21 protein-coding genes are annotated in these 25,119 nt (G+C 72.7%); 8 read left to right on the top strand and 13 right to left on the bottom strand.

Annotated features, from left to right (window positions below; genetic code table 11):
* Positions 1-71 precede the first annotated feature (71 nt).
* The 4 genes from IE269_RS28590 to IE269_RS28605 all read left to right on the top strand — a co-directional run bounded on the left by IE269_RS28590 (position 72) and on the right by IE269_RS28605 (position 5,233).
* Positions 72-710 carry a TetR/AcrR family transcriptional regulator gene (locus IE269_RS28590; protein ID WP_189826063.1) on the top strand — a complete coding sequence of 213 codons (639 nt, stop codon included), beginning with the start codon at positions 72-74 and terminating at the stop codon, positions 708-710.
* Between the two features lie 68 nt (positions 711-778).
* The gene (locus IE269_RS28595) at positions 779-1,516 is read left to right on the top strand and encodes a GntR family transcriptional regulator (RefSeq protein ID WP_189826064.1); all 738 of its coding nucleotides are present in this window, start codon (positions 779-781) and stop codon (positions 1,514-1,516) included.
* A 143-nt stretch (positions 1,517-1,659) separates the two neighbouring features.
* Positions 1,660-2,964: an amidohydrolase gene (locus tag IE269_RS28600; RefSeq protein ID WP_189826065.1), complete on the top strand. Its 1,305-nt coding sequence runs from the start codon at positions 1,660-1,662 to the stop codon at positions 2,962-2,964.
* 658 nt (positions 2,965-3,622) lie between these two features.
* On the top strand, positions 3,623-5,233 hold the full coding sequence (locus IE269_RS28605; RefSeq protein WP_189826066.1) for a flavin-containing monooxygenase: 1,611 nt from the start codon (positions 3,623-3,625) through the stop codon (positions 5,231-5,233).
* A 70-nt stretch (positions 5,234-5,303) separates the two neighbouring features.
* Here the strand turns inward: IE269_RS28605 and IE269_RS28610 are convergent, their stop codons facing one another.
* From IE269_RS28610 to IE269_RS28620, 3 genes are all read right to left on the bottom strand, one after another.
* On the bottom strand, positions 5,304-6,221 hold the full coding sequence (locus IE269_RS28610; RefSeq protein ID WP_189826067.1) for an alpha/beta hydrolase: 918 nt from the start codon (positions 6,219-6,221) through the stop codon (positions 5,304-5,306).
* A 2-nt stretch (positions 6,222-6,223) separates the two neighbouring features.
* The gene (locus IE269_RS28615) at positions 6,224-7,867 is read right to left on the bottom strand and encodes a FadD3 family acyl-CoA ligase (RefSeq protein ID WP_189826068.1); all 1,644 of its coding nucleotides are present in this window, start codon (positions 7,865-7,867) and stop codon (positions 6,224-6,226) included.
* Positions 7,868-8,134: 267 nt separating this feature from the next.
* A complete protein-coding gene (locus tag IE269_RS28620) occupies positions 8,135-9,463 on the bottom strand; it encodes an MFS transporter (RefSeq protein WP_189826069.1) in 1,329 nt (442 codons plus the stop codon).
* Positions 9,464-9,805: 342 nt separating this feature from the next.
* On the opposite strand from IE269_RS28620, the gene IE269_RS28625 reads away from it, so the two are divergent.
* Positions 9,806-11,503, top strand: coding sequence for an FAD-dependent oxidoreductase (locus IE269_RS28625; RefSeq protein ID WP_229898320.1), 1,698 nt, complete (start codon positions 9,806-9,808; stop codon positions 11,501-11,503).
* Between the two features lie 243 nt (positions 11,504-11,746).
* Positions 11,747-12,883, top strand: a complete 1,137-nt coding sequence (locus IE269_RS28630) for a hypothetical protein (RefSeq protein ID WP_189826070.1) — start codon at positions 11,747-11,749, stop codon at positions 12,881-12,883.
* Between the two features lie 21 nt (positions 12,884-12,904).
* On the opposite strand, the gene IE269_RS28635 is transcribed toward IE269_RS28630, so the two are convergent.
* Positions 12,905-13,579, bottom strand: a complete 675-nt coding sequence (locus tag IE269_RS28635) for a TetR/AcrR family transcriptional regulator (protein ID WP_189826071.1) — start codon at positions 13,577-13,579, stop codon at positions 12,905-12,907.
* 93 nt (positions 13,580-13,672) lie between these two features.
* Between IE269_RS28635 and IE269_RS28640 the strand changes: the two genes are divergently transcribed.
* Positions 13,673-14,377, top strand: coding sequence for an NAD(P)-dependent oxidoreductase (locus tag IE269_RS28640; RefSeq protein WP_189826072.1), 705 nt, complete (start codon positions 13,673-13,675; stop codon positions 14,375-14,377).
* A gap of 7 nt (positions 14,378-14,384) precedes the next feature.
* Here IE269_RS28640 and IE269_RS28645 read toward each other — a convergent pair whose 3' ends face one another.
* Together IE269_RS28645 and IE269_RS28650 are read right to left on the bottom strand one after the other, a co-directional pair.
* Positions 14,385-14,834, bottom strand: coding sequence for an SRPBCC family protein (locus IE269_RS28645; protein WP_189826073.1), 450 nt, complete (start codon positions 14,832-14,834; stop codon positions 14,385-14,387).
* Positions 14,835-14,856: 22 nt separating this feature from the next.
* Entirely contained in the window at positions 14,857-16,224 is a 1,368-nt protein-coding gene (locus IE269_RS28650; RefSeq protein ID WP_189826074.1) for an NAD(P)/FAD-dependent oxidoreductase, read from the bottom strand.
* 279 nt (positions 16,225-16,503) lie between these two features.
* On the opposite strand from IE269_RS28650, the gene IE269_RS28655 reads away from it, so the two are divergent.
* Positions 16,504-17,196 (top strand): phosphatase PAP2 family protein, encoded by a 693-nt coding sequence (locus IE269_RS28655; protein ID WP_229898321.1) that lies wholly within the window; start codon positions 16,504-16,506, stop codon positions 17,194-17,196.
* A 203-nt stretch (positions 17,197-17,399) separates the two neighbouring features.
* Here the strand turns inward: IE269_RS28655 and IE269_RS28660 are convergent, their stop codons facing one another.
* The 7 genes from IE269_RS28660 to IE269_RS28690 are packed head-to-tail and all read right to left on the bottom strand — an operon-like array spanning position 17,400 to position 25,119.
* Complete coding sequence (locus IE269_RS28660) at positions 17,400-18,716, bottom strand: glutamate-1-semialdehyde 2,1-aminomutase (RefSeq protein WP_189826179.1); 1,317 nt, start codon at positions 18,714-18,716, stop codon at positions 17,400-17,402.
* Between the two features lie 7 nt (positions 18,717-18,723).
* The gene (gene rfbC, locus IE269_RS28665; protein WP_189826075.1) at positions 18,724-19,281 is read right to left on the bottom strand and encodes a dTDP-4-dehydrorhamnose 3,5-epimerase; all 558 of its coding nucleotides are present in this window, start codon (positions 19,279-19,281) and stop codon (positions 18,724-18,726) included.
* Positions 19,278-20,507 carry a polysaccharide pyruvyl transferase family protein gene (locus IE269_RS28670; protein ID WP_189826076.1) on the bottom strand — a complete coding sequence of 410 codons (1,230 nt, stop codon included), beginning with the start codon at positions 20,505-20,507 and terminating at the stop codon, positions 19,278-19,280. Before IE269_RS28670 ends, rfbC begins: the two co-directional genes overlap by 4 nt.
* Positions 20,508-20,527: 20 nt before the next feature.
* The gene (locus IE269_RS28675) at positions 20,528-21,475 is read right to left on the bottom strand and encodes a glycosyltransferase family 2 protein (RefSeq protein WP_189826077.1); all 948 of its coding nucleotides are present in this window, start codon (positions 21,473-21,475) and stop codon (positions 20,528-20,530) included.
* Positions 21,476-21,524: 49 nt separating this feature from the next.
* Positions 21,525-22,826: an MATE family efflux transporter gene (locus IE269_RS28680; RefSeq protein WP_189826078.1), complete on the bottom strand. Its 1,302-nt coding sequence runs from the start codon at positions 22,824-22,826 to the stop codon at positions 21,525-21,527.
* Complete coding sequence (locus IE269_RS28685) at positions 22,823-24,097, bottom strand: DUF4910 domain-containing protein (protein ID WP_189826079.1); 1,275 nt, start codon at positions 24,095-24,097, stop codon at positions 22,823-22,825. The genes IE269_RS28680 and IE269_RS28685 overlap by 4 nt, the downstream gene beginning before the upstream one ends.
* Positions 24,094-25,119, bottom strand: coding sequence for an NAD-dependent epimerase/dehydratase family protein (locus IE269_RS28690; protein ID WP_189826080.1), 1,026 nt, complete (start codon positions 25,117-25,119; stop codon positions 24,094-24,096). Before IE269_RS28690 ends, IE269_RS28685 begins: the two co-directional genes overlap by 4 nt.

Raw genomic sequence — 25,119 nt, forward strand, 5'->3', positions numbered from 1 at the left:
GAGGGTACAACGGTACAAGTGACTTGCAAAGGCGGGTCGTGTGGTGTCGAGGTGAAGAGGAGGGGGCCTGCGTGCCGAAGAAGGTGGACCACGAGGCCAGACGTCAGGAGATCGCCGACGCGCTCTGGCGGATCGCCGTCGCGCGCGGTCTCGACGGCGTGAGCCTGCGCGACGTCGCCGCGGAGGCGGACATCTCGCTGGGCAGGCTCCAGCACTACTTCCGTACCAAGGACGAGATGCTGCTGTTCGCCATGCGCTCCGTGAGCGCCCGCGCGGACGAGCGCATCCGGGAACGCATCGAGGCCGTCGCCGGAGCGGTCGCCGAGGGGGTCCTTGCCGTCCCGCCGCCCCGGATCGTGCTGCGGGAAGTGCTGGCCGGGATGCTGCCGCTGGACGAACGCAGCACGGTCGGCGCGCTCGTGGGGGCCGCCTACTTCGCCCGCGCCGTCCACGACGAACGCCTCCAGGCCGAGGCCCGCGAGGGCATCCCCGGACTGGCCGCCTTCCTCGGGGACCTGCTGAGCCGGGTCCACGAGGAGGGCGGGCTGAGGGCGGAGTACGCGGACGCCGACCCGAAGGACGAGGCGATGCGGCTGATCAGCCTGGTCGACGGTCTGAGCACGTACATCCTGCTCGGCGTGCACAGCGGCGAGACGGCGCTCGGGCTGCTGGACGGGCAGTTGGAGCGGATGTGGACGGACGGGCGGTGACAGTGGGTCACGTATCCTCGCCGGAGCACGGGCCCGCTGGGTGCGGGCGAGCGGAGAACGGGGATCGGATGGCAGGCGACACGGCCGGTACGGACGAGCGGCGGGCGGCGGAGGACGGCTCCGCGCGCACCTCGCTCACTGCCCCGCGCACCTCGCTCAGTGCCCAGGCCCGCGAGGCCGTGCGGCAGCGCATCGTCGACCGGCGGTACCCGATGGGCTCCCGCCTGGTCGAGCGCGAGGTCGCCGAAGAGCTCCGGATGTCCCGGGTCCCCGTGCGCGAGGCGCTGCGCGCGCTCGTCGCCGAGGGGCTGCTCGAACTGCTGCCGCACAGCGGGGTGCGCGTCCGCCGCCTGGAACGGGAGGACGTCCACCACCTGTACGAGGTGTGGGAGCCCCTCGCCGTCCAGGCGTCCCGTCTCGCGGCCCGCCGGGTGGCGGCAGCGGCGGGGGAGACGCAGGGGGTCGCCGAACTGCGTGCCCTGATCGCCCGCGCCGAACGGGCGGCCGAGACCGGTGAGGGGGAGCGCGAGGTCGCCGCGCACACGGCGTTCCACGAGGAGATCGTGGCGCTGGCCGGCAATCCGCTGCTGGTGCGCACCATGGAGCAGCTGGGCTGGCAGCTCCAGCTGCTGTTCGGGATGCGCGAGGAGCCCGCGCACATGCGGGCCCAGCACGCGGAGATGCTGCGGCACATCGCGGCGGGGGACGAGGAGTCGGCGGCGGCCAGCACGTTCCTGCATGTGCGGGACAGTCGGGCGGTGGCGTTGCATTCGCTGTTCGGGGATGCTTTGTATACCAAGGGGTGAGTGGGGGGATGTTCCTGGTGGTGATTGTTGGGTGATGGCTTGCTGGATCTTGTTCCGGCATCGCGCTTGGTATACAAAAGTGCGAACGGTCGGCGCCCCACGCCGTCCGTCCCCGGACCGTCAGGCACCGAAGGAGTCCCCCCATGGTTCCCCCTCCCCTCTCCCGGCGCGGCGTCCTCGCCGGAGCCGCCTCCCTCGCGGGCGCGAGCGCCACCGCCTTCACGCCTGCTGCGGCGGCTGCCGAAGCAGGCGGTCACGACCGGCACCCCCGCGAATCCGTGATCTTCAAGAACGTACGGCCGGGCGGTGCCAAGAAGGCCGTCGATCTGGTGGTGGTCGACGGCCGGATCAGCGACCGTCCCGCCCCGCGCAACGCGCGCATCATCGACGGCGGCGGGCGGCTCGCGCTGCCGACGCTCGTCGACGCGCACATCCACCCCGACAAGACCACCTGGGGCGGCTCCTGGCTCTCGCGCAAGCCCGCCAAGGGCATCGCCGACTACTGCGCCCAGGATGTCGAGGTGTTCCGCAGCGAGCGCAGGGACGTGGGGGAGCGGGCGTACGGGCTGATGGCGCACGCCGTCACGCGCGGCACCCGCGCCATGCGCGCCCACGCGGACGTCGCACCGGCCTACGGGCTCAAGGGCGTCGAAGGCGTCGCCGAGGCCCGCGAGCGGCTGTCGCACGCGCTGGACGTGCAGATCGTCGGCTTCCCGCAGCACGGGGTCATCCGCACGCCCGGCACCGACAAGCTGCTGGAGGAGGCGGCACGCAGCGGGCTCGTCGACATGATCGGCGGAATCGACCCGATCAGCTTCGACCATGCGCTGGACGAGCAGCTCGATCTCGTCTTCCGGCTCGCGGACCGGTACGGGGTCGGGGTCGACATCCACCTGCACGACCGGGACGAGAAGGGCGTCAAGGTGCTGCGGGGGATCATCGAGCGCACGCGGGCGCTGTCCCTGCGGGGGAAGGTGACGGTCAGTCACGTCTTCTGCCTGCCGAAGATGTCCGAGGGGGATCTGGAGAGCATGGCCGCGGATCTGGGCGAGCTGGACATCGCCCTGACGACGGTGGCCCCGAACGAGTCCCTCGTGCTGCCCATCGCCAAGCTGCGTGAGCACGGGGTGCGGGTCGGGCTCGGGTCGGACGGGGTGCGGGACTCCTGGAGCCCGTTCGGCAACGCGGACATGCTGCACCGGACGCACATTCTCGGGTGGGTCACCGATGTGCGGCTGGATGCGGAGCTGGAGGACGTCTTTGCCGTGGGGGCGCACGGTGGGGCCGATGTGATGGGGCTGGGCCGGGCGACCTTCGAGCCCGGGGCGCCGGCGGACTTCATGCTGATGCGGGGGGAGTGTGTGCCGCAGGTGGTGGTGGACATGCCGGGGCGGGATGTGGTGGTGCACGGGGGGAGGGTGGTGGCTCGCGGGGGTGAGCTTCTCTGAGGGCCTCAGCTTCGGTGCGGCTCGGCCCGGTGCGGCTCGATCGGGTGCGGGCCGCACCCCCCCCGGCGGGAGGCCCCGCCCCCGTGGGGCCCAGCCCCCTTCTTCCCCGTAGGCCCCTTGCGCGGTGGTGCCGCCCCTTCCCCCTCTTCCCCTCTTCCCCAGCCCCCTCGGGCGGCGGGGCCGCCCTCCCCCTCCCTCCCCCCTCGTCGCCTTGGGCGGCGGGGCCGCCCCCCGGGGGCGGGACGGGCGGGCAAGGGGGCGGCCCCTCCCGCTCCCGGCCCGCCCGGGTGCCGCCCCTGCCCGCACCTGGGGCGCCGGATGCGCGCAGCCCCGGGGCCCACGGGGCGCCTCCCGGTACCGGGCAGGTTCAGCCGTGGCCCGCCGGGCCAGAGGGTCCCCAGCCCCACCCCTTCACCTAAACCCGCGGGGCAATTGCACGGTTCCGTGCAGGAGCGTCGTGGCTGGTCGCGCAGTTCCCCGCGCCCCTATAGGGGCACGGTCGTGCCCGCGCGGCGGAGTCGCAGATCGGGGCCCGTGCGGGCCCCTTCCCACTCACCGGGAAGGAGGTGCTGCGTCCGTCCCCTCCCAGTGGAAGGCTCCCGTCCGTGACGGGCCGCGGCACCCGCCGCACCCCCACGGATCCGAGGAGATACCGCACTTGAGTGAGAACACCCCCGCCACCGACACGGACGTCCTCGTCGTCGGAGCAGGCGTCACCGGCCTCTACACCGTCCACAAGCTCCGCACCCTGGGCTACCGGGTGCGGGGCTTCGACCGCGCCGCTGACGTCGGCGGCGTGTGGTACTGGAACCGCTACCCCGGCGCACGCTGCGACGTGGAGTCCTTCGACTACTCGTACTCCTTCGACGAGGAGCTCCAGCAGGAGTGGGACTGGAGCGAGAAGTACGCCACCCAGCCCGAGATCATGAAGTACCTGCACCATGTCGCCGACCGGTTCGCGCTGCGTGATGCGTACACCTTCGAAACCTCCGTGCTCAGTGCGGAGTTGGACGAGGAGTCCCTGACCTGGACGGTGCGGACGGACGGCGGAGAGACGGTCACCAGTCGATTCGTCGTGTTCGCCGTCGGATGTCTGTCGAGTGCCCAGCGGCCCAATGTCCCGGGCCTTGATTCCTTCGCCGGCGTCTCCTACCACACCGGCGAATGGCCGCACGAGGGCGTCGACTTCACCGGGCTGCGCGTCGGCGTCGTCGGGACGGGGTCCTCCGGGATTCAGTCGATCCCGGAAATCGCCGCCCAGGCAGCGCAGTTGACGGTGTTTCAGAGGAGCGCCAACTACTCCATCCCTGCCGGGAACAAGCCCCTCGACGACGCCCAGCGCGAGGCCGCCAAGGCGGACTACGCCGAGCGGCGCCGACTTGCCCGGCTCAGCGGCGGCGGCTCGCCCTTCACCACGTACCCGAAGAAGACCTTCGAGGTGGACGAGGAGGAGCGGCGCGCGGCGTACGAGAGGCGCTGGGAGTTGGGTGGGGTGCTGTACTCCAAGACCTTCCCGGATCAGCTTGTCGATCGCAGTGCGAATGATGCCGCTCGCGTTTTCTGGGAGGAGAAGGTCCGTGCTCGGATTGCGGACCCGGCCGTGGCCGAGCTGCTCGTTCCGGGGGACCATCCCATCGGCGCCAAGCGGATCGTCACCGACTCCGACTACTTCGAGACGTACAACCAGCCGCATGTGCGGCTCGTCAGCCTGCGGAAGAATCCGATTGAGCGTGTCGACGCGACGGGTGTGACCCTCGCCGACGGTGAGCACATTGCCCTCGACGCCCTCGTCTACGCCACCGGCTTCGACGCGATGACCGGCTCCGTGGACCGCATAGAGGTACGGGGAAGGGGCGGGCGCACGCTCAAGGAGGTGTGGGCGGCCGGGCCGCGTACGTATCTCGGACTCGGCACCGACGGTTTCCCGAACTTCTTCAACCTCACCGGCCCCGGCAGCCCCAGCGTCATGGTCAACGTGATCCTCGCCGGCGAGCAGCACGGCAACTGGCTCGCCGACCTCCTCCAGTACATGGACGCCCACGGGCACCGCGCCGTCGAGGCGACCGGGGACGCCGTCGAGGACTGGGTGCGCGAGTGCCGCGACCGTGCCGAGGCCACCCTCCTCATGGAGGCGGACTCCTGGTACCTGGGCGCCAACATCCCCGGAAAGCCCCGGGTGTTCATGCCGTACGTCGGCGGCTTCAAGGTGTACCAGGACGTCATCGACGAGGTCGCGGCCAGCGGGTACAAGGGGTTCCGGCTCGTCTGACGTACGCACTGGGAGGGACGTGGAGAGGGGGTGCAACGGACTCGTTGCACCCCCTCTCCACGTCCCCCCTCTATCCGTGCAGCGCCCCCCGCAGCGCCGCGAACGCGTCCGTGCGGGCCGCCAGCGCCTCCGGCAGTGCACCCGCCATGGAGAGGAAGCCGTGGAACATGCCCGGCAGGTGCGCCAGTCGTACGTCAACCCCCCCGCCCGCCAGCGCGTGCGCGTACGCCCACGCGTCGTCGCACAGCGGGTCCAGGCCGGCCGTCACCAGGTGCGTCGGCGGCAGCCCCGACAGGTCGGACCGGTGCAGCGGCGTCGCGTACGGGTCGGTGCGGTCGGCCGCCTCGGGCAGGTAGCCGTCCCAGTACCAGCGCAGGTGGTCGGCGGTGAGGAAGTAGCCCTGTGCGTTGCGGCGGTGCGAGTCGCCGCGTCGCTCCGGGTCCAGCATCGGGTAGTACAGCGCCTGGCAGACCAGCTCCGGGCCGCCCCGGTCGAGCGCGGTGAGGGCCATGACCGTCGCCAGGTTGGCGCCCGCGCTGTCCCCGGCGACCGCGAGCCGCCGTCCCGCGTAGTGCTTGGCCGCCCACAGCAGCGCGGTGTAGCAGTCGTCGGGGGCGGCGGGGAAGGGGTGTTCGGGTGCGAGGCGGTAGTCGACCGAGATCACGACCGCCTGCGTCTCGACCGCCATCGCGCGGCAGAAGCCGTCGTGGGAGTCGAGGCCGCACACGCAGAAGCCGCCGCCGTGCGCGAAGACGACCACCGGGGTGCCGTCCGCGCCGTCCGTCGGGTCGTACACCCGTACCCGCACCCCGTCCGCGTCCTCGTCGGCGACGTACGCCACCTCGATCCCGGAGGGAGGGGGCGCGGGCCGGGAGGCGAAGAAGGCGCGCACCTCCGCGATGTCGGTCACCTCGGTGCCCAGTGCCGGGAAGTTCGCGGTCGAGAGGTCGATCAGCCGGCGTACCTCGGGAGTGGGTTCCACGGTCATCGTCACGCCTTTCCGGCCGGGGTCGCCCGGCGCTCCGCCAGGGCCCGCAGCTCGTTCTTGAGGACCTTGCCCGCGGCGTTGCGGGGCAGGGCGTCCACGGGTACGAACCGGCGCGGCACCTTGAAGTTGGCCAGCCGCTGCCGGGTCCAGGACGTCAGCTCGTCCGCGTCCGGAAGGCCGCCGTCCGCCGCGACCACGAAGGCCACCCCGACCTCGCCGAGGCGGGCGTCCGGTGCGCCCACCACGGCCGCGTCCGAGATCGCCGGGTGGCCGCGCAGGGTGTTCTCCACCTCGGCGGGATACGCGTTGAACCCGCCGACGACGTACATGTCCTTCAGCCGGTCGGTCAGCGCCAGGTACCCGTCCTCGTCCAGGACGCCCACGTCCCCGGTGTGCAGCCAGCCGTCCGCGTCGATGGTCTCCGCCGTGGCCGCCGGGTCGTCCAGGTAGCCCTGGGTGACGTGGTAGCCGCGTGTGACGACCTCGCCCTGGCTGCCGGGCGGCAGGGGTGTGCCGTCCGGGTCCACGATGCGCAGCTCGACGCCAGGGATGGGGCGGCCCACACTCCGTACGAGCGTCTCGGCGGGGGAGTCCACCGGGCAGATGGTCACGACGCCCGTCGACTCGGTGAGCCCGTACGCGGCGAACACGTCGCGGGCGCCGAGGACCGTGCGTACGTCGTCGATCAGACCCGTGGGGATATTCGCGGCCCCCGTTCCCGCGAGCCGCAGCGACGACAGGTCGTACGCCTCGCGCTGCGGATGCGTCAGCAGGCCGTGGAAGATCGCCGGGGCGCCCGCGAGGACGCTGATGCGCTCCTCGGCGATGCGGCGCAGGGCGCGGTCCACGTCGTACACCTCCTCGGGGACGATCGTGGCCCCGCGCAGCAGGCACGCCACGATGCCCGCCTTGTAGCCGAAGGTGTGGAAGAAGGGGCTGATGAGGAGGTACCGGTCGCCCTCGCGCAGGGTGACGGCCTCCGCCCAGGCGTCGAAGACGCGCACCGTCTGGTGGTGGGTGGTCATCACGCCCTTGGGGCGGCCGGTGGTGCCCGAGGTGTACTGGATGTCGGAGAGGTGGTCGGGGCGTACGGCCGCGGCGCGCGCGGCCCGTACCTCGTCCGGCACGGACTCGCCGGCGGCCAGGTAGGCGTCCCAACTCGTCGTGCCGTCACCGTCGTCGGGGCCGGCATCACGCAGGACTACGGTGCTGCGCAGCGCGCCCAGGTCCTCGCCGGACTCGCGCAGCATGGCGACGTAGTCCGTGCCGAGGAAGCCGCGCTCGGTGAACAGCACCGTGCAGCCGCTGCGGCGCACGATGTCGGCCGCCTCCGCCGCCCGGTAACGGGTGTTCAGGGGCACCAGGACCGCGCCGACGGACACCGCCCCGAGCGCCGCCACCACCCAGGCGCGGCTGTTGGGCGCCCAGAGCGCGAACCGGTCGCCGGGCTCGATGCCGTGCGCGATCGCGGCCCGGGCGGCGGCCCGGATGCGCTCCTGCAACTCGGCGAAGGTCCAGCGGACCTCGCCGTCGACGAGCGCCTCACGCGCCCCGAAGGCGCGGGCGGCTGCGTCGGGCAGGTCGGCGAGGGTCGTCGCGGCGGAGAACGTGCCGGACGAGGCGGGACGGGAGGGGGCGGTGGGCATGAAGCCTCCGGCGTGCGGGAGTAGAACGGGAGGGGTACGAAGGGGAGCGCTGCCGGTGGCCATGACACCGGCCGAAGCCTCCCACCGGCCAGAGCCGGTTCCCGCTGAGCGGGATGATGCACGGCCAGGCTGCGTGGCGGGGGCGGGAAGCAGGGCGGCACCGGGCAGCGCGGCCCCTGGGCAGCTCTGCCCGGTGCCGTGCTGCCCGACGCGCAGGCGATGGGCGCTGCCACGTGCCGTCCGGAGCCGGAACCCCCGCGCGCGGGGTCAGAGGGCGTCGCCCCTGGTCTCCCGCAGGCGCCAGGCCGCCAGCAGCGAGGCCAGGATGCAGGCGCCCGCGAGCAGTACGAGGGGTGTGCTGCCCGGGAAGGACGCGTGCAGGGAGCTTGCGGCCAGGGGGACCAGGCCCGAGCCGACCAGCGCCGACATCTGGTAACCCAGCGAGGCACCGGTGTAGCGCACCCGGGTGCCGAAGAGTTCCGAGAGCATCGGCGCGAGCGGCGCGTACATGGCGTGCTGGAGCACCATGATCAGGGACATGCCGAGGATCAGGAGGCCCGGTGTGCCGGAGTCGACCAGGTCGTACACCGGCTTGATCGCCACCAGGCCGACGGCTGCCGCGCCCAGCACGACCCGGCGCCTGCCGAGCCGGTCGGAGAGTGCGGCGAAGGCCGGGATGGTGAACAGGCCGATCGCCGAGATGATCAGCAGGGCGTTCATCACCTCGCTGACGGAGTAACCGATGCCGGTGGCGTACGTCAGCATGTAGGTGGTGATGAGGCCGGTGAGCGCGAAGGGGCCCAGGCCCACCGCCGCCGCCAGCAGGGCCGTGCGCGGCTGCTTGAGGACCGTCAGCAGCGGCATCCGCGGCGGCTCCGCGTCCGCCGCCTTTGCCGCGGCCTCGCGGAAGAGCGGGCTCTCGGTGACCTTCACCCGGGTGTACAGACCCACCGCCATCAGCACCACGCTGAAGAGGAAGGGGATGCGCCAGCCCCACGACATGAACTGGGCTTGTGTGAGGAGGGAGTTGGCGGCGGCCACCACGCCCGCCGACAGCAGGAAGCCCAGCGAGGTGCCGGACTGCATCACTCCGCTCCACGCGCCCCGGCGCCCCGGAGCCGCGTGCTCGACGACCATCAGGGTCGCCCCGCCCCACTCGCCGCCGATCGCCAGACCCTGCACGATGCGCAGCAGCACCAGCAGGACCGGGGCGGCGATGCCGATCGACCGGTAGTCGGGGAGCAGCCCGATCAGGGCGCTGGCCGCGCCCATCAGGACCATCGTCAGGACGAGCATCTTCTTGCGGCCCAGCCGGTCGCCGAAGTGCCCGAAGATGATCCCGCCGAGCGGGCGGGCCACATAACCGGCGGCGAAGGTGCCGAACGCGGCGATCGTGCCCGCCGCGACGCTGGCCTGGGGGAAGAACGCCGTGCCGAAGACGAGGGCGGCGACGGTTCCGTACAGCAGGAAGTCGTAGTACTCCACCACGGTGCCGAGCAGGCTGGAGAAGGCGACGCGGCGCATTTGCGCGGCGTCGGCGGCGGCGACGGGCCCCTCGGCGGGAGGGGCGCCCGTGGGGACGGGGGACGACGGCATGACGCTCCTACGGGAGTGGAGGTACGGAAAGCGGGGATGGGCGGCCCGGACGGGGCACGGGCGGGTGAGCGGCAGCGCTGCGGCCCCCCGCGCGAGGTCGATTGTGCAAGCGGCGGACCGCATTGCCACCGGTCGGCCCGGAGGTTTCCCACTCAGCGGGAGCATGGCGTGAAGTCGCCCGCGCACAAGGGGAATTCACGGGCAAAGCCCTCCGGGAGCGGCTTCGGAAGTGCTCCCGCTCAGCGGGAAACACGGCTGCCCGCCCCCATCCCGGTCGCCCACACTGACGCTCCCACCCGAAGCCGCCCGGCAGGCCGTGCGGCGCGAGAGGAGCCCGACACGATGACCAGCGGCAGCCCGCAGAGCCCGACGGCGACGGACATGGCACGGCACGCAGCAGAGCAGGCGGACACGGCACAGCGCGCAGTACAGGCGGACGAGGCCCAGCACGCAGCACAGGCGGACACGGCACCGCAGGCGGACGGGGCGCAGCCCGCAGCGCACTGGGACGACACCTGTGACGTCCTCGTCGTCGGTTCCGGCGGCGGCGCCCTCACCGGCGCGTACACCGCGGCCGCACTCGGCCTCGACACCCTCGTCGTGGAGAAGACCGCCTACTTCGGCGGCACCACCGCCTACTCCGGCGCGGGCCTGTGGCTCCCCGGCAACCCCGCCCAGGAGCGCGCCGGAGTCGAGGACTCCGCCGAACTCGCCCGCGCCTACTTCCGCGCCGTCGTCGGCGACGCCGTCCCGCACGCCCTCCAGGACGCCTACCTGGACACGGCCGGCCCGCTCGTGGAGTACCTGGAGCGCGACGAGCACCTGCGCTTCGAATTCCGGCCCTTCCCCGACTACTTCGGCGCCCCCGGCCGCATCGACGGCGGCCGCAGCGTCTACCCCTGCGACCTCGACCAGCCCGAAGGCGGCCACCCCCTGCTCGCAGCCGTACGGCCGCCCGCCTGGGCCGAGCGCTTCGAACTCCCCGCCCCCGACGGCCCGTTGACCGACGGGCGGGCGCTGATCGGACGGCTGCTCCTCGCCCTGGAGGGCGCGGGAGGCCGCACCCGGTTGCGTACCGCACTCACCTCGCTCGTGGAGGAGGACGGCCGCGTCGTCGGAGCCGTCGTCACCGACGAGGCGGGGCACACCCGGCGCATCCGGGCCCGCAAGGGAGTCCTGCTCGCCGCCGGAGGGTACGAGGGCGACGCCGGTCTGCGCCGCGAGTGGCAGGGGCTGCGCGGCGCCGACTGGACCATGGGCCCGGCGGGCGCCAACACCGGCGACGCCCTCAAGGCTGCCGTCGAGCTCGGCGCGGACACCGGGCTGCTCGCCGAGAGCTGGTGGTGCCCGTCGGTGCTGTTCCCGGACGGGACGGCGGCGTTCGCCCTCGGCTTCCGGGGCGGGTTCTTCGTGGACGGCAGCGGGCGCAGGTTCGCCAACGAATCGCTGCCGTACGACCAGATGGGCCGGGCGCTGCTGGCCGCCCGCGCGGGCATGGACGACAGCAACCAGGTGTGGTGGATCTTCGACGGCCGGTACGGCGACGAACTCCCCGGCATCGTCGTCGTCCCCGCCGACCGCGCCGCCTTCACCGAGGCGGGCCTGTGGCGCACCGCCGACACCCTGGAGGACCTCGCCGTGACGCTGGGCCTCGACGCGGCCGAGCTGACCGCCACCGCGAAGACCTTCAACACGTACGCGGCCTCCGGCGAGGACGCCGACTTCGGGCGCGGCACCGACCCGTACGACCGCTTCTTCGGCGACGGCACGGGACCCAATCCGTGCCTGGTGCCGGTGGAGGAGGGGCCCTTCCACGCCGTACGGATCGTGCTCGGCGACCTCGGGACGAAGGGCGGCGTCCGCATCGACACCGACGCCCGCGTCCTGCGTGCCGACGGCACGGCCATCGAGGGCCTGTACGCGGCGGGCAACACGACGGCTTCCGTGACGGGCCCGTACTACCCGGGACCCGGCGCCCCCATCGGCTCGGCGATGGTCTTCGCCCACCGGGCGGCGGAGCACCTCGTGCGCGAGGCGTAGCAAAGGGCAGTCTCGTGCATGAGGTGGAGCAAAGGGCAGTCTCGTGCACGAGGCGGAGCAAAGGCAGTAAAGGGGTGACAAGAGGCGGCAGGGGTAGCAAGATCAAGACGGGGTAGGGAGCCCCTGCACCCGCTCCCCGGCCCCGTCCCGTCACGCGCTGCGAAGCCGAGGACGGGGTACTGGTTCCTTCCACAGGTCCACGGACCATACTGGTCGGGCCCCGTCTCCTCACAGAACGACTCCATGGCGAAGAACAGCACCCCCTCGACCACCGTCCCCGACACCGCGTGGCTGGGCCGCGGGCGCCACCTCGGGCCCGAGCCCGAGCAGGACGTCCGGCGCAACCTGATCGCCCTCAAGGCGGCCGGGGTGCTCGACGACTTCCTGGAACTCGACCCCGTCGAGGCGGCGAGCTCCACCGCCCTGCACCCCAGGGACGAGGCCGCCGACCCCGGCCCGGCGGCGCGCCGGCTCTTCGAGGCGCGCTGGCGGGCCGGCGACGGCGACGTCACCGTGCGCGCACAGCTCGTCACGTACGACCCGGAAGGCCGCCGCAAGGAGGGTGCGGGCGTCACCTGGGTGCTGGCCGCCGAGGCGGAGGCGCCGTGGGACGCGTACTGGCCCTCGCCCGCCACCATGTTCTGGCCGGACAGCGACCGCGTCCCGTGGGACTACGACACGGTCGCCGACGTGCGCCTGCGCGCCGCGAACCACCTCCCCAAGGACGACGACGACCTGCGTCACCTGCTGCGCGACTGCGCCCGGCAGAGCTGGTTCGTCCACCTCCTCGTGCACGAGGCCATGACCCCCGACGCACTCGGGCAGCGGCCGCTCTCCGGCCATCTGCCGCCCGGTCTGCGGCACCGGGTGATAGAGCACCGGGCGACCCCTGAGCAGGCGCAGATCGCCGACTTCGGCGTCAAGAAGGAGCTCGGGGTGCGGCTGCCGCGCGGCGGGGCCGTCGTCCTGCCCACGTCGCCGCCCGCACCGGAGTACGCGGCGGAGGACTTCACGGTGAGCACCGTCTTCCTCGACGGCTCGATCCCCACCGAGGTACTGGACAGGATCGCCGCGTTCGCGGCCCTCCCGCAGCCGATGTCCGCCGACGCCGAAGCGGCCCTGAACCGGCTGCGCCAGGGCTGGCACCTGCTCACCCCCGACGAGGAACTCGTCCACGCGCAGACCATGGTCACCCGGTACGCCGAGGCCCTGGACGCCATGACCAAGTCCCGCGACCTCTACCAGGAGGCGGCCGAGGCGGCCCACGCCGCCCTCGCGGAGGCCACCGGCGGCGAGGGCGTCCCGCGTCCGGCCGCCACGGACGGAGCGGGCTCGCCGCTCAGCGCCCTGACGAAGGCCTTCGGCCGGTTCCGGAAGTAGGTCCGGGCGGCGTCGGACCGCTCAGCAGGACGTTTCCTCGTCCGGGTGCAGGGCGTTCAGGATCAGGTCGAGGCCGAAGGCGAACTCCTCGGCGTACGCGTAACCGGGTTGCAGGGCGTGGGCGGTGGCCAGTTCGGTGAGGTGCGGGTAGGTGTCGGCGGGCATGTCCGCCAGGATGGCCCCCGCGACCTCGTCGAGTTCCGCCGCGCCCCGGAACGGCAGGCTCTGCTCCTGGAGCACGAATCCGTACACGTAACTGTCGATCAACGAGACGGCGTGCGCCGTCATCCGCACCGAGAAGCCCCCCGCGCGCAGCGCCCCGATGACGGCGTCGTGGTGGCGCAGTGTCGCCGGGCCCGGACGGCTGCGGGAGTCCATCAGGCCGACGGCCCAGGGGTGGCGGCACAGCACCGTGCGGGCGGACTCGGCGCGCAGCCGCATGGCGGTCCGCCAGTCCGCGCCGGTCCGGGGCAGCTCGATCTCGCCGAACACCACGTCTACCATTCCGTCGAGGAGGTCCTCGCGGCCCGCCACGTGGTGGTAGAGCGACATCGCCTCGACACCCAGGGGTTCGGCGACCGCCCGCATGCTGAGCGCGGCCGCGCCCTTCGTGTCGGCGACGGCCACCGCCGTACGGATCACCCGCTCCCGGGTGAGGGGAGTGCGTGGCGCCCCGGTGTCCCGCCCCTTGCCCATGTGCCGTTTCCTCTCGCCCCGTTGACGGCCTTACAGCATAAGGCTAGCTTCCCTTACGCCATAAGGTCGGCTTGTCGGCGAAAGGGATGCGCCATGGGCACGGATCGCGGTCGGGGGAAAAGGGTCTGCATCGTCGGAGCTTCGGGGAAGCTCGGGCAGTACATGGTCCGGCATGCGCTGGAGCGCGGTTACGAGGTGGTGGGCGTCTGCCGGGAGCGCAGTGTGCCCAAACTGGCCGCTTACGAAGGGCAGTTGACCGTGGTGCCCGGCGCGACGAACGACCCCGAGGTGATCCGGCGCGCGGTCGCCGACTGCGACGGCGTCCTGACGGTCCTGGTCCCCTGGGGGGTCCAGCAGTACGCCTCGGGCACGGCGCAAGCGGTCCTCGACCACGCCCGGCCCGGCGCACGTCTGGTCTTCTCGTGCGGCTGGCACATCACGAAGGACGGCCAGGACACGTATTCGCGGCTCTTCAAGCTCGGTGTACGGGCCGCCGCCGTGCTCGGCAGGCTGGTGCGTGCCGTCGAGATCGACGACCAAGTCGAGGCGTGCCGACGGGTGTTCGCCAGCGACACCCGGTGGACGGTGGTGCGCGGCAGCACCCTGGAGGAGGGCGAGAGCCAGGGCCTGCCCGTGTGGAGCCGGCACGTGGGCGACCCGGTCCTGGCCAGCGACCTGACCCGGCGCATCGACTTCGCGCTCTTCATGGTGGAGGCACTCACCGACGACAGCCTCGTCCACGAGGCCCCTGCGATCGTCGGCTGCCGCACCCCCAGTGCGCTCGCGCACACGGGGTGATCGTGGGTCAGGTCACCCGGTCGGTGTCCAGGCGGCGGGCCAGCTCCTTGAGCCGGTACTTCTGGGCCTTCGTCGCCTGGCCGACGACCAGGCCCCGCAGCGGTGCGGGGAAGGTGACCCGGACCGTCTCGCTCACCTGTGTGCCCGGTCCGTCCGGAGCCAGTGCGACCGTCGAGGTCAGTCGGACCCGCCCCGGGCTCACGACCTCGCTGACGATCCGGCGTCCCGGCCCGGGGAACGACATCGTCACCCGGATCGGGTTGTCCCAGCGCAGTGGACCCAAGCGGAAGCGTTCCACGGCGACGTACCGGACGGCGTCGTCCCGCGTGTCGACCTCGCGCACGGCGATCACCAGCGGCGAGAGCCCGACGTAGCTCTCCGGACGCGACAGGTGCGAGAACACCTGTTCCTCGTGGCCGGCGACCGTGACGCGACGGGTGAACTCCTCGGTGGGCATGGGCACATCATGCCCTGCGCGTTCATCCAGTGGGCCGGGAGTCCGTCAACTCCCGTATCTGCGCCGGGCTCAGATACGTCTCCTTGCGCTCGAAGTCGTCGAGCGAAGCGACCCGCCCCTCCTGGAGCCCGATCCGTACGTAGTCGTCCCCGGCCAGCGCGTTGAGCAGCCACCCGCCGACCGCCCGGTAGCGCGCGGTCAGCGTCCGCAGTGCCATCAGGTGGTACCCCGTCGTCACGCCCTGCGCGGCGAGGCCGCTCAGCGGTACGCCCAGGGGCTTGGCCACCGCCTGGGCACCGCCCAGGTCGACCACCAGGCCGAGGTCCCGGTGCCGGTAGTCGGCGGTGGGGAAGCCCCGGAGAGAGGCGATCAGGTTCATCGCCGCCGCCTTGCCCTGCCGGGTGGCGTGCTGGGCGGTGGGCGCGCAGACGGCGTCCGCCGAGGTCGCCAGGTCGGGCACGGACGCGGCGTCGCCCAGCGCGTACACCCCGTCGAGGCCGGGCACGGTCAGGCCCGCGGAGGTCACCAGGCGGCCCCGTTCGGTCTCCGCGCCCAGGGTCGCCACCAGCGGGCTGGGCGCGACCCCGGCCGTCCACACCAGCGTCCGGCACGGCAGCGTGCGCCCGTCGGTCAGGGTGACCGCGTCCCGGGTCGCCGCGGCGACCGAGACGCCCAACGAGATCCGCACGCCCCGCTTCTCCAGGACCCGCAGCGCCTTCTGCCCCAGCCTGTCGCCGAGTTCGGGCATCAGCTTCGGTGCTACGTCCACCAGGTGGCAGCGGATCTCCTTCGCGTCGAGACCCGGGTAGCGCTTGGCCGCACGCGTGGTGAGCCGGTGCAGATAGGCCACGGTCTCCGTGCCCGCGTAGCCGCCGCCGACCACCACGAACTGGAGGCGGGCGGCCCGTTCGGCCTGGCCCTCGGGGTCGTCGCCCGCCGCCGCGGCCAGGTCGAGCTGGGCGATGACGTGGTCGCGCAGGTAGGCCGCCTCGGCGAGGGTCTTCATGCCGATGGCGTGCTCGGCGACCCCGGGTATGTCGAACTGCCGGGTGACGCTGCCGGGCGCGAGGACCAGGTAGTCGTAGCGCAGGGTGCGTACCTGCTCGTCCAGGGCGCGGACCACGACGGCCTTCGCGGCGGCGTCCACGCCGATCGCCGTGCCCGGCACCAGGGTGGTGCGGCGCAGCATCCGCCGCAGCGGTACGGCGATGGACTGCGCGGTCAGCTTCCCGGCGGCGACCTGGGGGAGCAGTGGCAGGTACAGCTGGTGGTTCTGATCGCTGATCAGCGTGATCTCGGCCTCCCGCGCGGCAAGCCTGCGCTCCAGCCGGTACGCGCACTCCAGCCCGGCGAAACCGCCCCCGACGATCAGAATCCGCGGTGTGGCCATGACGTTCCTCCTGTGAGTCCAGTGACTTCTGTGACTCCTGTGATGAGTCCGGATCGGCAGCCGATCCGCTCTGCATCGAAGATCCCAGCCGGGCAGGTCACCGGGCATCGCTCGCCGGGCGGAACCGGCTCCCCCGCACGGGGGAGGAGCGGCTCCACCTGACGGCGAGTTCCGCGACCGGCGGGTGGTTAGGGTGGGCAGCAGGCCGTGGACGCGGGCCACCGACACGTCGTACGACCGGCCGGAACCGGCCAAGTCGCCGCACCGCAGGGGGATTTCATGACGGAACGGCAGCACGGCGGCACGGCTACGGTGACCGGCCGTACGGCATCCGCTGCACTGCCCCCGGTACTGCGCCTGTGGCTCGGGAGCGTGGCGGTGATCGCCGCGCTGGTCGTCGCCGGGATCGGGTTCGCGTTCGCCGGGGAGAGCGAGTCCGGGGCGCTGGACAGTTGGCTCGTCGACCCGACGGCCGACAGCATCGGCCCGCCGTGGCGGGCCTTCGCACTGGCCGTGGACTTCCTCGGGGAGCCCGTGGGCGCGGTGGTCCTGGTCGCGGCCGTCGCGGCGGGGTGTCTGCTGCTGCGGAGTCCGCGTGCGGCGGTGCTCGTGGTGGCTTCGGCCGTCGTCGCGGTGGGGGTGGCGAAGCTGCTCAAGTACGTGGTGGGGCGCACGATTCACGGGCCCGAGAACCTGTCGTACCCCAGCGGGCACACCACCTTCCTCACCGCCCTGGCCCTCGCGCTGGCCCTGTTCGCAGTGGGCCGGTTCGGGCTGGGGAGGGCCGCCGGGCTGCTGCTCGTACTCGGTGCGGCGCTGGTCGCGGGCGGGGTGATGGGGTGGGCGGAGGCCGCGCTCAGCGCGCACTACCCGACCGACGCCGTCGGCGGCTGGTGCACCGCGCTCGCGGTCGTACCGGCGACGGCCTGGGTGGTCGACAAGGTGGCCGACGCCGGTGGTACACGGGGCTGACGGAGGCCGAAGACTGCGCGACCGGCGTCTCCGGCCCGGCTGCGGAACACGGGTTTCCCAGCCGCCCGCCCGCCGAGCCGCGGCGTGGGGCCGCCTGTGTGCAGCACACCGCGCACGCCGCGCCCGTCCGGTCGATGTCCGCGTCGCTGAGCGCGCTGCTCACCACGGCGGTACGGACGCTCAGGCCACAACGGTACGGGCGCTCAGGCCCGGCTGCGGAACACCGGCTTCACCGGCCGCCCGCCCAGCCACGGCGTCGGGTCGCCCGCATCGAGCGCCTTGCGGTACACCGCGCACGCCTCGGCCACCACCTCGACCGTCCGGTCGACGTCCGCGTCGGTGAGCGCGCTGCTCACCACGAAGGAGGGGGCCAGTACCCCGCCCGTGAGGAGTTGGCGCAGGAACAGCGTGCGGTACTCCTGCGAGGGCCGCCCCTGCTCGTCCAGGGTCGCGAAGACCAGGTTGCTGGCCCGGCCCCGGACGACGACGTGCTCACCCACTCCCATGCCGGCGGCAGCCGCCCGCACTCCGGCGGCCAACCGGTCCCCGATCGCGTGCAGTTGAGCGGTGATGCCCTCCTCGGTGTACGTGGTCTGCACGGCCATCGCGGCGGCCAGCGCGTGTGTCTCCGCGCCGTGCGTGGTCGACAGCAGGAACACCCGCTCGCCCGGATGCCGCAGCCCGCCCCGCTCCATCAGCTCGCGCCGCCCCGCCAGGGCCGACACCGCGAAGCCGTTGCCCAGCGCCTTGCCGAAGGTGGACAGGTCCGGGGTGACCCCGAACAGGCCCTGCGCACCCGCCTCCGACCAGCGCAGACCCGTGATCATCTCGTCGAAGACCAGCACGCACCCGTGCCGGTCGGCCAGCGCGCGCAGCCCCTCCAGATAGCCGGGCGCGGGCTCGCCGGGCTCCAGGATCAGGCAGGCGACCTCGCCCGCGTACCGGGCGAGCAACTCCTCGGTGGCGGCCAGGTCCCCGTACGGGAAGGACACGGTCAGCTCGGTGATCGCGCCGGGGATCCCGGCGGACATCGGCGTCGTGCCGATGAACCAGTCGTCGACGGAGAAGAAGGGGTGGTCGCCGCAGATCGCCACCCTCGGGCGGCCGGTGACCGCGCGGGCCAGCCGGACCGCTGCCGTCGTGACGTCGGAGCCGTTCTTGGCGAACTTCACCATCTCGGCCGTCGGCACGGTCGCCAGGAAGCGTTCCGCCGCCTCGGCCTCGATGATCGACGGCCGGGCGAAGTTGCTGCCCCGCTCGATCTCCCGGCGCACTGCCTCGTTCACGCACGGGTGGGCGTGGCCCAGGCTGACCGAGCGCAGGCCGGATCCGTACTCGATGTACCGGTTGCCGTCGACGTCCCACACGTGGGCGCCCCGGCCGTGGCTGATCACCGGGGCCAGGTCCTCGGGGTACTGGTCGTCGCCCTTGGCGTACGTGTGCGCGCCGCCGGGGATCAGGGCATGCAGCCGCTCGTTCGCCGCCCGGGAGGCGGGAAGGCTGAACTCTGCTTCGTCCAAGGTCACTTCAGCTCTCTCCCTGTACGTGCTTGAGTGCCTCGGCCAGGCTCGGCGCCTCCCGGTCCCGCGCGGACATCAGCGCCGGGGGCAGCGGCCAGGGGATGGCGAGGTCGGGGTCGTCGAAGGCGATCGTCACGTCCTCGGCCGGGTCGTGCGGGCGGTCGATCCGGTACGAGGTGTCGGCGGTCTCCGTGAGCGCCTGGAAGCCGTGCGCGCACCCCGCCGGGATGTAGAGGGTCCGCTGCGTCTCGTCGGACAGCTCGAAGAAGCCCCGGCCCAGGTACGTCGGCGAGTTCGGCCGCAGGTCCACGACGACGTCGAAGATCCTCCCGTACGAGCAGCGCACCAGCTTCGCCTCGCCCGCCCCCGAACGCAGATGCATCCCACGCAGCACACCGCGCGCCGAACGGGACACGCTGTCCTGGACGAAGGCGTACGGGTCCAGACCCACCGAGCGGACCACCTCGACGTCGAACGTGCGGCAGAAGAAGCCGCGTTCGTCGCTGTGCGGCGTCGGCTCGAAGAGGTACGCGCCGGAGATCTCGGGTACTTCGGTCACCTTCACGGGGTCTCCCGCATACGGTCGTGGGCGGCCGCTGGGAACAGGGCCTCGGTCAAGTCGCGGAACTGGTCGCGGAGTTGACGCTCCGCCTCCCGGTTCCGTTCGGTCAGGGTGTTCCGCAGTTCTGCCCCGTGCTTCTCCAAGTCGCGGAACTGTACGAGGAGTTGGTCGGCGTCGACCTCGCGCGCCGGGTGGCGGTAGGCGCCCAGCCCCATCCGGTCCATGAGGGCGTCGCTCTTCGCCGCGTAACTGAGCGCCAGCGTCGGTGTTCCGGCCTTCAGCGCGCACACCAGATTGTGGTAGCGGGTGGCGACCACGCTCTCGGCGTCCGCCGCCTCCCGCATCAGCGCGTCCAGCGAGGTTGCGTCGGAGGCGCTGACCAGCGGCGAGTCCACCGCCCGAAGGATCGCCTCGACCACCGACGTATCGCACGCGTCGCCGGTGAGCAGCCGCACCCGCCTGCCGTCCTCGACCAGCGCCCGTACGAAACGGGTCGTCCCTTCGAGATAGCGCCGGTGGATCTCCTCGGCCCGCGCCCGGTCGTCGTTGCCGCCGTGGAAGTCCATCACCCCCACACAGACCTGCCCCGGGGGAGCGGAGGCCTGCGGGGTCGGCAGGGCGAACGCGAGGTCCGGGTAGACCTTGTCGCCCGACGTGTCCACGCCCATCCGGCGCATGGCGTCGCGCGACAGGTCGTCGCGGTAGGAGCGGTACGCGGCCAGCTTCCCCGACCAGCGCACCAGCGCCCGCGTCGCCCGGTCGCGGATCGGCGCGGCCCCGACCCCCACCAGTGCCACCGGTGTGCCCAGCGCCCGGCCGCTCGCGCACAGCAGGAACAGCGCGTACGGGAAGCCCCACGGCCGCAGCGGAAGCGTCGCCTCCAGCACGCCCATGCCCGGCACGATCACCACGTCGTGCCGCCGCACCCAGGCGGCGGTGCGGGCGGCGTCGACGACCTTGCCGAGCGCCTTGCCCGCGACGGCGCCCGCCCGGGAGGCGGTCCGGTACTCGCCCCGGTACCAGTGCAGCCGCGTCGCAGGAATCCGGTACCGGGCCCGGACGGCCTCGGGGCCGCCGCACAGGGCGTCCACGACCGCGTCCGGGTGGTCGGCGCGCAGGTACTGGAGGACGGCTTCGAGGGACCCGTCGTTGCCGAGGTTCCCCGAGCCGAGCAGCCCGAACACCCCTACCCGGACGGGCCTCCCGCCCGCACCGCGACGACGACTCACGCCCGCCCCTCGACGACGGCTCACGCCCGCCGCCCTTCCCGGCCGGCGACGATGTCGTCCACCTGCACCGCGAGCAGCGCCGGATCGACCGGCGCCCGGTCCTCCACCCGCTCCCCGGCACCCGGCCTGGCCCGGCTCCCCGCCCATTCGGCCAGCGCGAGGTAGCAGCTGCGCCGGTCCGCCGAGGACAGCGGTGCCCGCCGGATGGCAGAGACGAACCCCCCGACGTACTCGGCGAGCAGTCGCGGTGTCGGGTGCAGCAGGCCCGCCCGGCGGGGGTCCAGGTTGACGCACCGGGAGCGCTTGGAGGGGTTCGCCCGCTCGGCCCGCGTGGGGTGGTCGCGGCGGAAGTACAGGAGTTCCGGCACCTGGTGGAAGGGGCCGTGCAGGCCGATCTCCGCGACGAAGGTGCGGTCGGCGTGGTGGTAGCTGTCGTGCGGCTTGACCCGGCGCAGCACGTCGGCGCGGATCACCCCGTAGAAGTCGTCGCCGCCGGGCTCGAAGAGCATGCTGCGGAAGCGGACGGGGGCGCGCGGCGAGTCGGTGGCGAGCGTGTACGGGTACGGGACCTTCACCTGGCCCGTCTCGTCGATGACCGCCTGGTCGGCGTGGGCGAGGATCACGTGCGGGCGCTCGTCCAGGGCCTCCACGCAGCGCTGGAGGAGGGTGCGGGCGTACAGGTCGTCGTGCGAGGCCCACTTGAAGAGTTCGCCGTGGCACTGGGTGAAGACGTAGTTGTGGTTCGGTGCGGCGCCGACGTTCTTCGGCAGCCGGATGTAGCGGATGCGGGCGTCCTTCTCGGCGTACTGGCGGCAGATGTCCTGGGTGGCGTCGGTGGAGGCGTTGTCGGAGATGACGAGTTCGAAGTCCTCGTAGGTCTGGCCGAGCAGCGCGTCGAGGGACTCGGCGAGGTACTCCTCGCCGTTGTACACGGGAAGCCCGATGCTGAGCCGGGGGTGAGCGGTCATGGTGTCCTCACTTCGCGATCGGGGGAAGGGGCTTCATGGCTTCGGGGCTTCATGCGTGGGGGAGCGGGGGACGTTTTCGCAGCGTGGAGCGCAGCTCCAGCCACCACACGACCGAGCTGACGGCGGTCGCGGCGGCGACCCCCCAGGCCGACCCGAGCGTGCCGCCCGCCGCCGCCCCGCCGAGCCCGCCCCCGACGTAGCAGGCGGACGCGAAGAGCTGGCAGCGCAGGCTGCGCCGGGCCGCCGCGAGGGCCCGCAGTCCGGCCGCCGCCCCGGTGCCGAGCCCGGCCCCCGCCACTCCGAGCGTGGCCGGAACGATCAGCTGCGAGGCCGCTTCCCAGACCCCGCCCAGCACCAGCTCGCCCAGCCGGTCGGGCACCAGCAGCAGCGCCGCCCCCCACAGCAGGGCGGCGACGGCCTGCCCGCCGCCGAGCAGGAAGCAGAACCGGGCGAGCCGGTGCGGGGTCTGCCGCAGCACCCGGGCCGCCTCGGCGACGGTGACCAGCGAGAGCCCCATCAGTACGGCCAGGAACGGGCCGAGCAGCAATTCGGCGCCGCGCACCGCGCCCACCGCGCTCACCCCGACGATCGCGCCGAGCCCGTACGCCCGGACCTGGCTGGCCCCGCTGAGGCTGACGTTCTCCACCAGGTAGCGCAGGCCCAGGTCGCGCTGCTCGCGCAGCCAGCCGAACGCCCGGGTGAGGCGGGGCCGTACCCCGGACTGGACGCACCCGTACCCGGCGGCCAGCGCGGCGGCCGCACCCCACGCCAGTACGAACGCACCCACACTGCCCACCCGGGCGGCGATCAGCAGCGCGGGGACGAGCGCGACGCCCCACACCAGGTCGTTGACGAACGCCTTGCGTCCGGCGCCCGCCGCGAAGAACGCGAACCGCCAGGCGTCCTGGAGCAGCAGCCCCGGCAGGACCACGCCCAGACAGAGGAACGCGGAACCCACCGCACCGCCGAGGGCCAGCCCGACCAGCACCGACACCACGCCCAGCACCGTGCCGACACCGAGCGCCGCCCCCGAGGACCGGCCCGCCGCCGCACGCCACTCCGCTTCCGGCGCCCCGCTGAAGCGGACCACCAGGGGGTCGGTGGCCAGCCCGCGCGCGACGTTGAGCACCACGCCGTACGTCAGCCAGGCCAGGCTGAACACGCCGAACGCGGCCAGCCCGAGCGAGCGTGCCACGTACAGGCCGACCGCGAAGTTGGTCAGGCTGGAGGCGGCCTGGTCGGCGAGCCCCCAGGTCAGCCGCCCGGCCATGCCCCGCCGGCCGGCCGGACGCGCGGGCTGCGTCGCGGCCGGTTCCGCGGGCTTGTCCCCCTCGGCGGTCACGTGGCTCATGCCTTGATCAACCCGGCGTCGCGCAGGGCGTCGGCCGCGACCCCCACGGTGTCGAAGGGCAGCCCGGACCGTTCGGCGACGTCCAGCAGGCTGTGGGTGCCGTCGGACAGGTTGAGCACCCAGAGCATGGCCAGCTGCGCCTCCTTCGCGTCGCTGCGCCCGCCCAGCGAGTCGTAGAGACCCCGCCGCCCCAACTGTGGTTCACCGTAGGGGCTTTGGTTGACGTAGTGCCGGTTTCGGTCGAGGACGGCGAACGCCTCGCGGCACACGGCGAGGGTGTCCGCCATCGCGTCCGCCGACACGAAGTCCGGGTTGTCGCCCGAGGTGTGGTACTCGGGGTACGCGGCGTACGGGGTCCGGGTGAGCGAGCCCACGCCGAGGTTGAACCCGGGGGAGCAGTACTGCCGCTCGTCGTACCCGTACGGGGTGAAGTCGTGCGTGCTGTGCGGCCGTTCGGAGTTCACCAGCACGTACCGCATCACCCGGTCGATCTCCGCGTCGCCGCGCCTGCTCCTCTTGTACGTCAACGGGCCCCGGTCGCCCGCGCACGCCAGCACCAGACCGTGCTTGACCCGCTCCACCCGGTTGCGGGCCAGCCAGGTGATCGCCCCGACGGTGCCGGGAGCGTAGATGAACCGGTAGGTGTAGTAGGGCTGTTGCTCGGCCAGCTCCCTGGCCAGGAAGGTCGCCACCGCGATCCCGGCCAGGTTGTCGTTGGCCAGGGAGGGATGGCAGGTGTGGCAGGAGACGATCACCTCGTCGGTCACCTGCCCGGGCACCACGTGCTCGGCGTAGGTGAGGTGCCCGTCGGCCAGGGTGGAGTCGATCCGCACCTCGTAGTCGCCGTCCGGCAGCGCGTCCAGGGTGTTCTGCGACAGGCAGAAACCCCACTGCGGCTGGTAGTAACTGGTGCGGTACGGCACCAGGTCCGGCTGCTCCGGCAGGGTGTACAGGTGTGCGCGCAGCTCGGACAGCGGCATGGTCCGGTGGACGGGGACGCTGTAGCCGAGCACGTGCAGGCTGGACGCGGCGAAGTCGACGACCCGCCGCCCGGAGGCGTCGGCGACGTACGCGTCCCGGATGTTCCACTCCTGCGGCACCGTCCAGTCCAACACCCTTGTGCCGGTGGGCACTTCCCGGACCTGGAGCGGCAGGTACTCGCCGACGATGTCCAGGGTGGCGCGCACCCCGTCGCCGGTGATGCTCCGGCACAGCGGGTACAGCCGCCGCACCAGCTCGTGCATCGCCCGGCCTTCGTCTTCCGCCGTCATCCGCGCCACCGCAGCGTGCCGTCGACCGTGCCCGCCTCGGACGCCGCGCGGAGCACGGCTAGGCGGGTGAAGCGCTGCTCGAAGGACTCCTGGGTGAGCCCGAACTTCCGGTAGGCGTCGGCGAGTTCGTTCGCACCCTGGCGCACCGTCCAGTTGCACTCGAAGCCGGGGAGCGCCGCCCGGAAGCGGGAGAAGTCCACCCGGTACGAGCGCGGGTCGGCCCCGTTCTCCCCGGTGATCACCACCTTCGCGCCGGACACCGCCTCGGCGACCTGCTCGGCGATCTGGGAGACGCGGACGTTGTTGACCTCGCTGCCGATGTTGAACGCCCGGTCGTGCACCGCCTCGCGAGGGGCCTCCAGGGCCTTGGTGAAGGCGCGGGCGATGTCGGCGGCGTGCACCAGCGGACGCCACGGGGTGCCGTCCGACAGCACCAGCACCTCGCCGGAGAGCAGGGCGTGGCCCACCAGGTTGTTCAGCACGATGTCGGCGCGCAGCCGGGGCGAGTACCCGAAGGCGGTCGCGTTGCGCATGTACACCGGGCTGAAGTCGCCGTCGGCCAGCGCGTGCAGGTCGTCCTCCACGCGCACCTTGGACTCCGCGTACGGGGTGACCGGGCGCAGCGGGGCGTCCTCGGCGACCAGGTCGTCGCCGCCGGAGGCCCCGTACACCGAGCAGGTCGACGCGTACAGGAAGCGCCGCACGCCCGCGTCACGGGCCAGCTTCGCCAGCCGTACCGACGCGTGGTGATTGATGTCGTACGTCAGTTCAGGCGCCAGCGAGCCCAGCGGGTCGTTGGAGAGCGCCGCCAGGTGGATCACGGCGTCCACCCCGGCCACGTGCTCGGCGGTGACGTCCCGCAGGTCGACCCGGTGACCCGCCGGGTCGTCCGGGGTCGGGCCGAGCACACAGTCGGCGAAGAGACCGGAGTCGAGGCCGACGACCTCGTGGCCGGCGGCGGCCAGCACCGGGGCCATCACGGTGCCCAGGTAGCCCTGGTGTCCGGTGAGCAGTACGCGCAT

Origin of the sequence: Streptomyces spiroverticillatus (assembly GCA_014650415.1) — a bacterium.
Lineage (GTDB): Bacteria > Actinomycetota > Actinomycetes > Streptomycetales > Streptomycetaceae > Streptomyces > Streptomyces spiroverticillatus.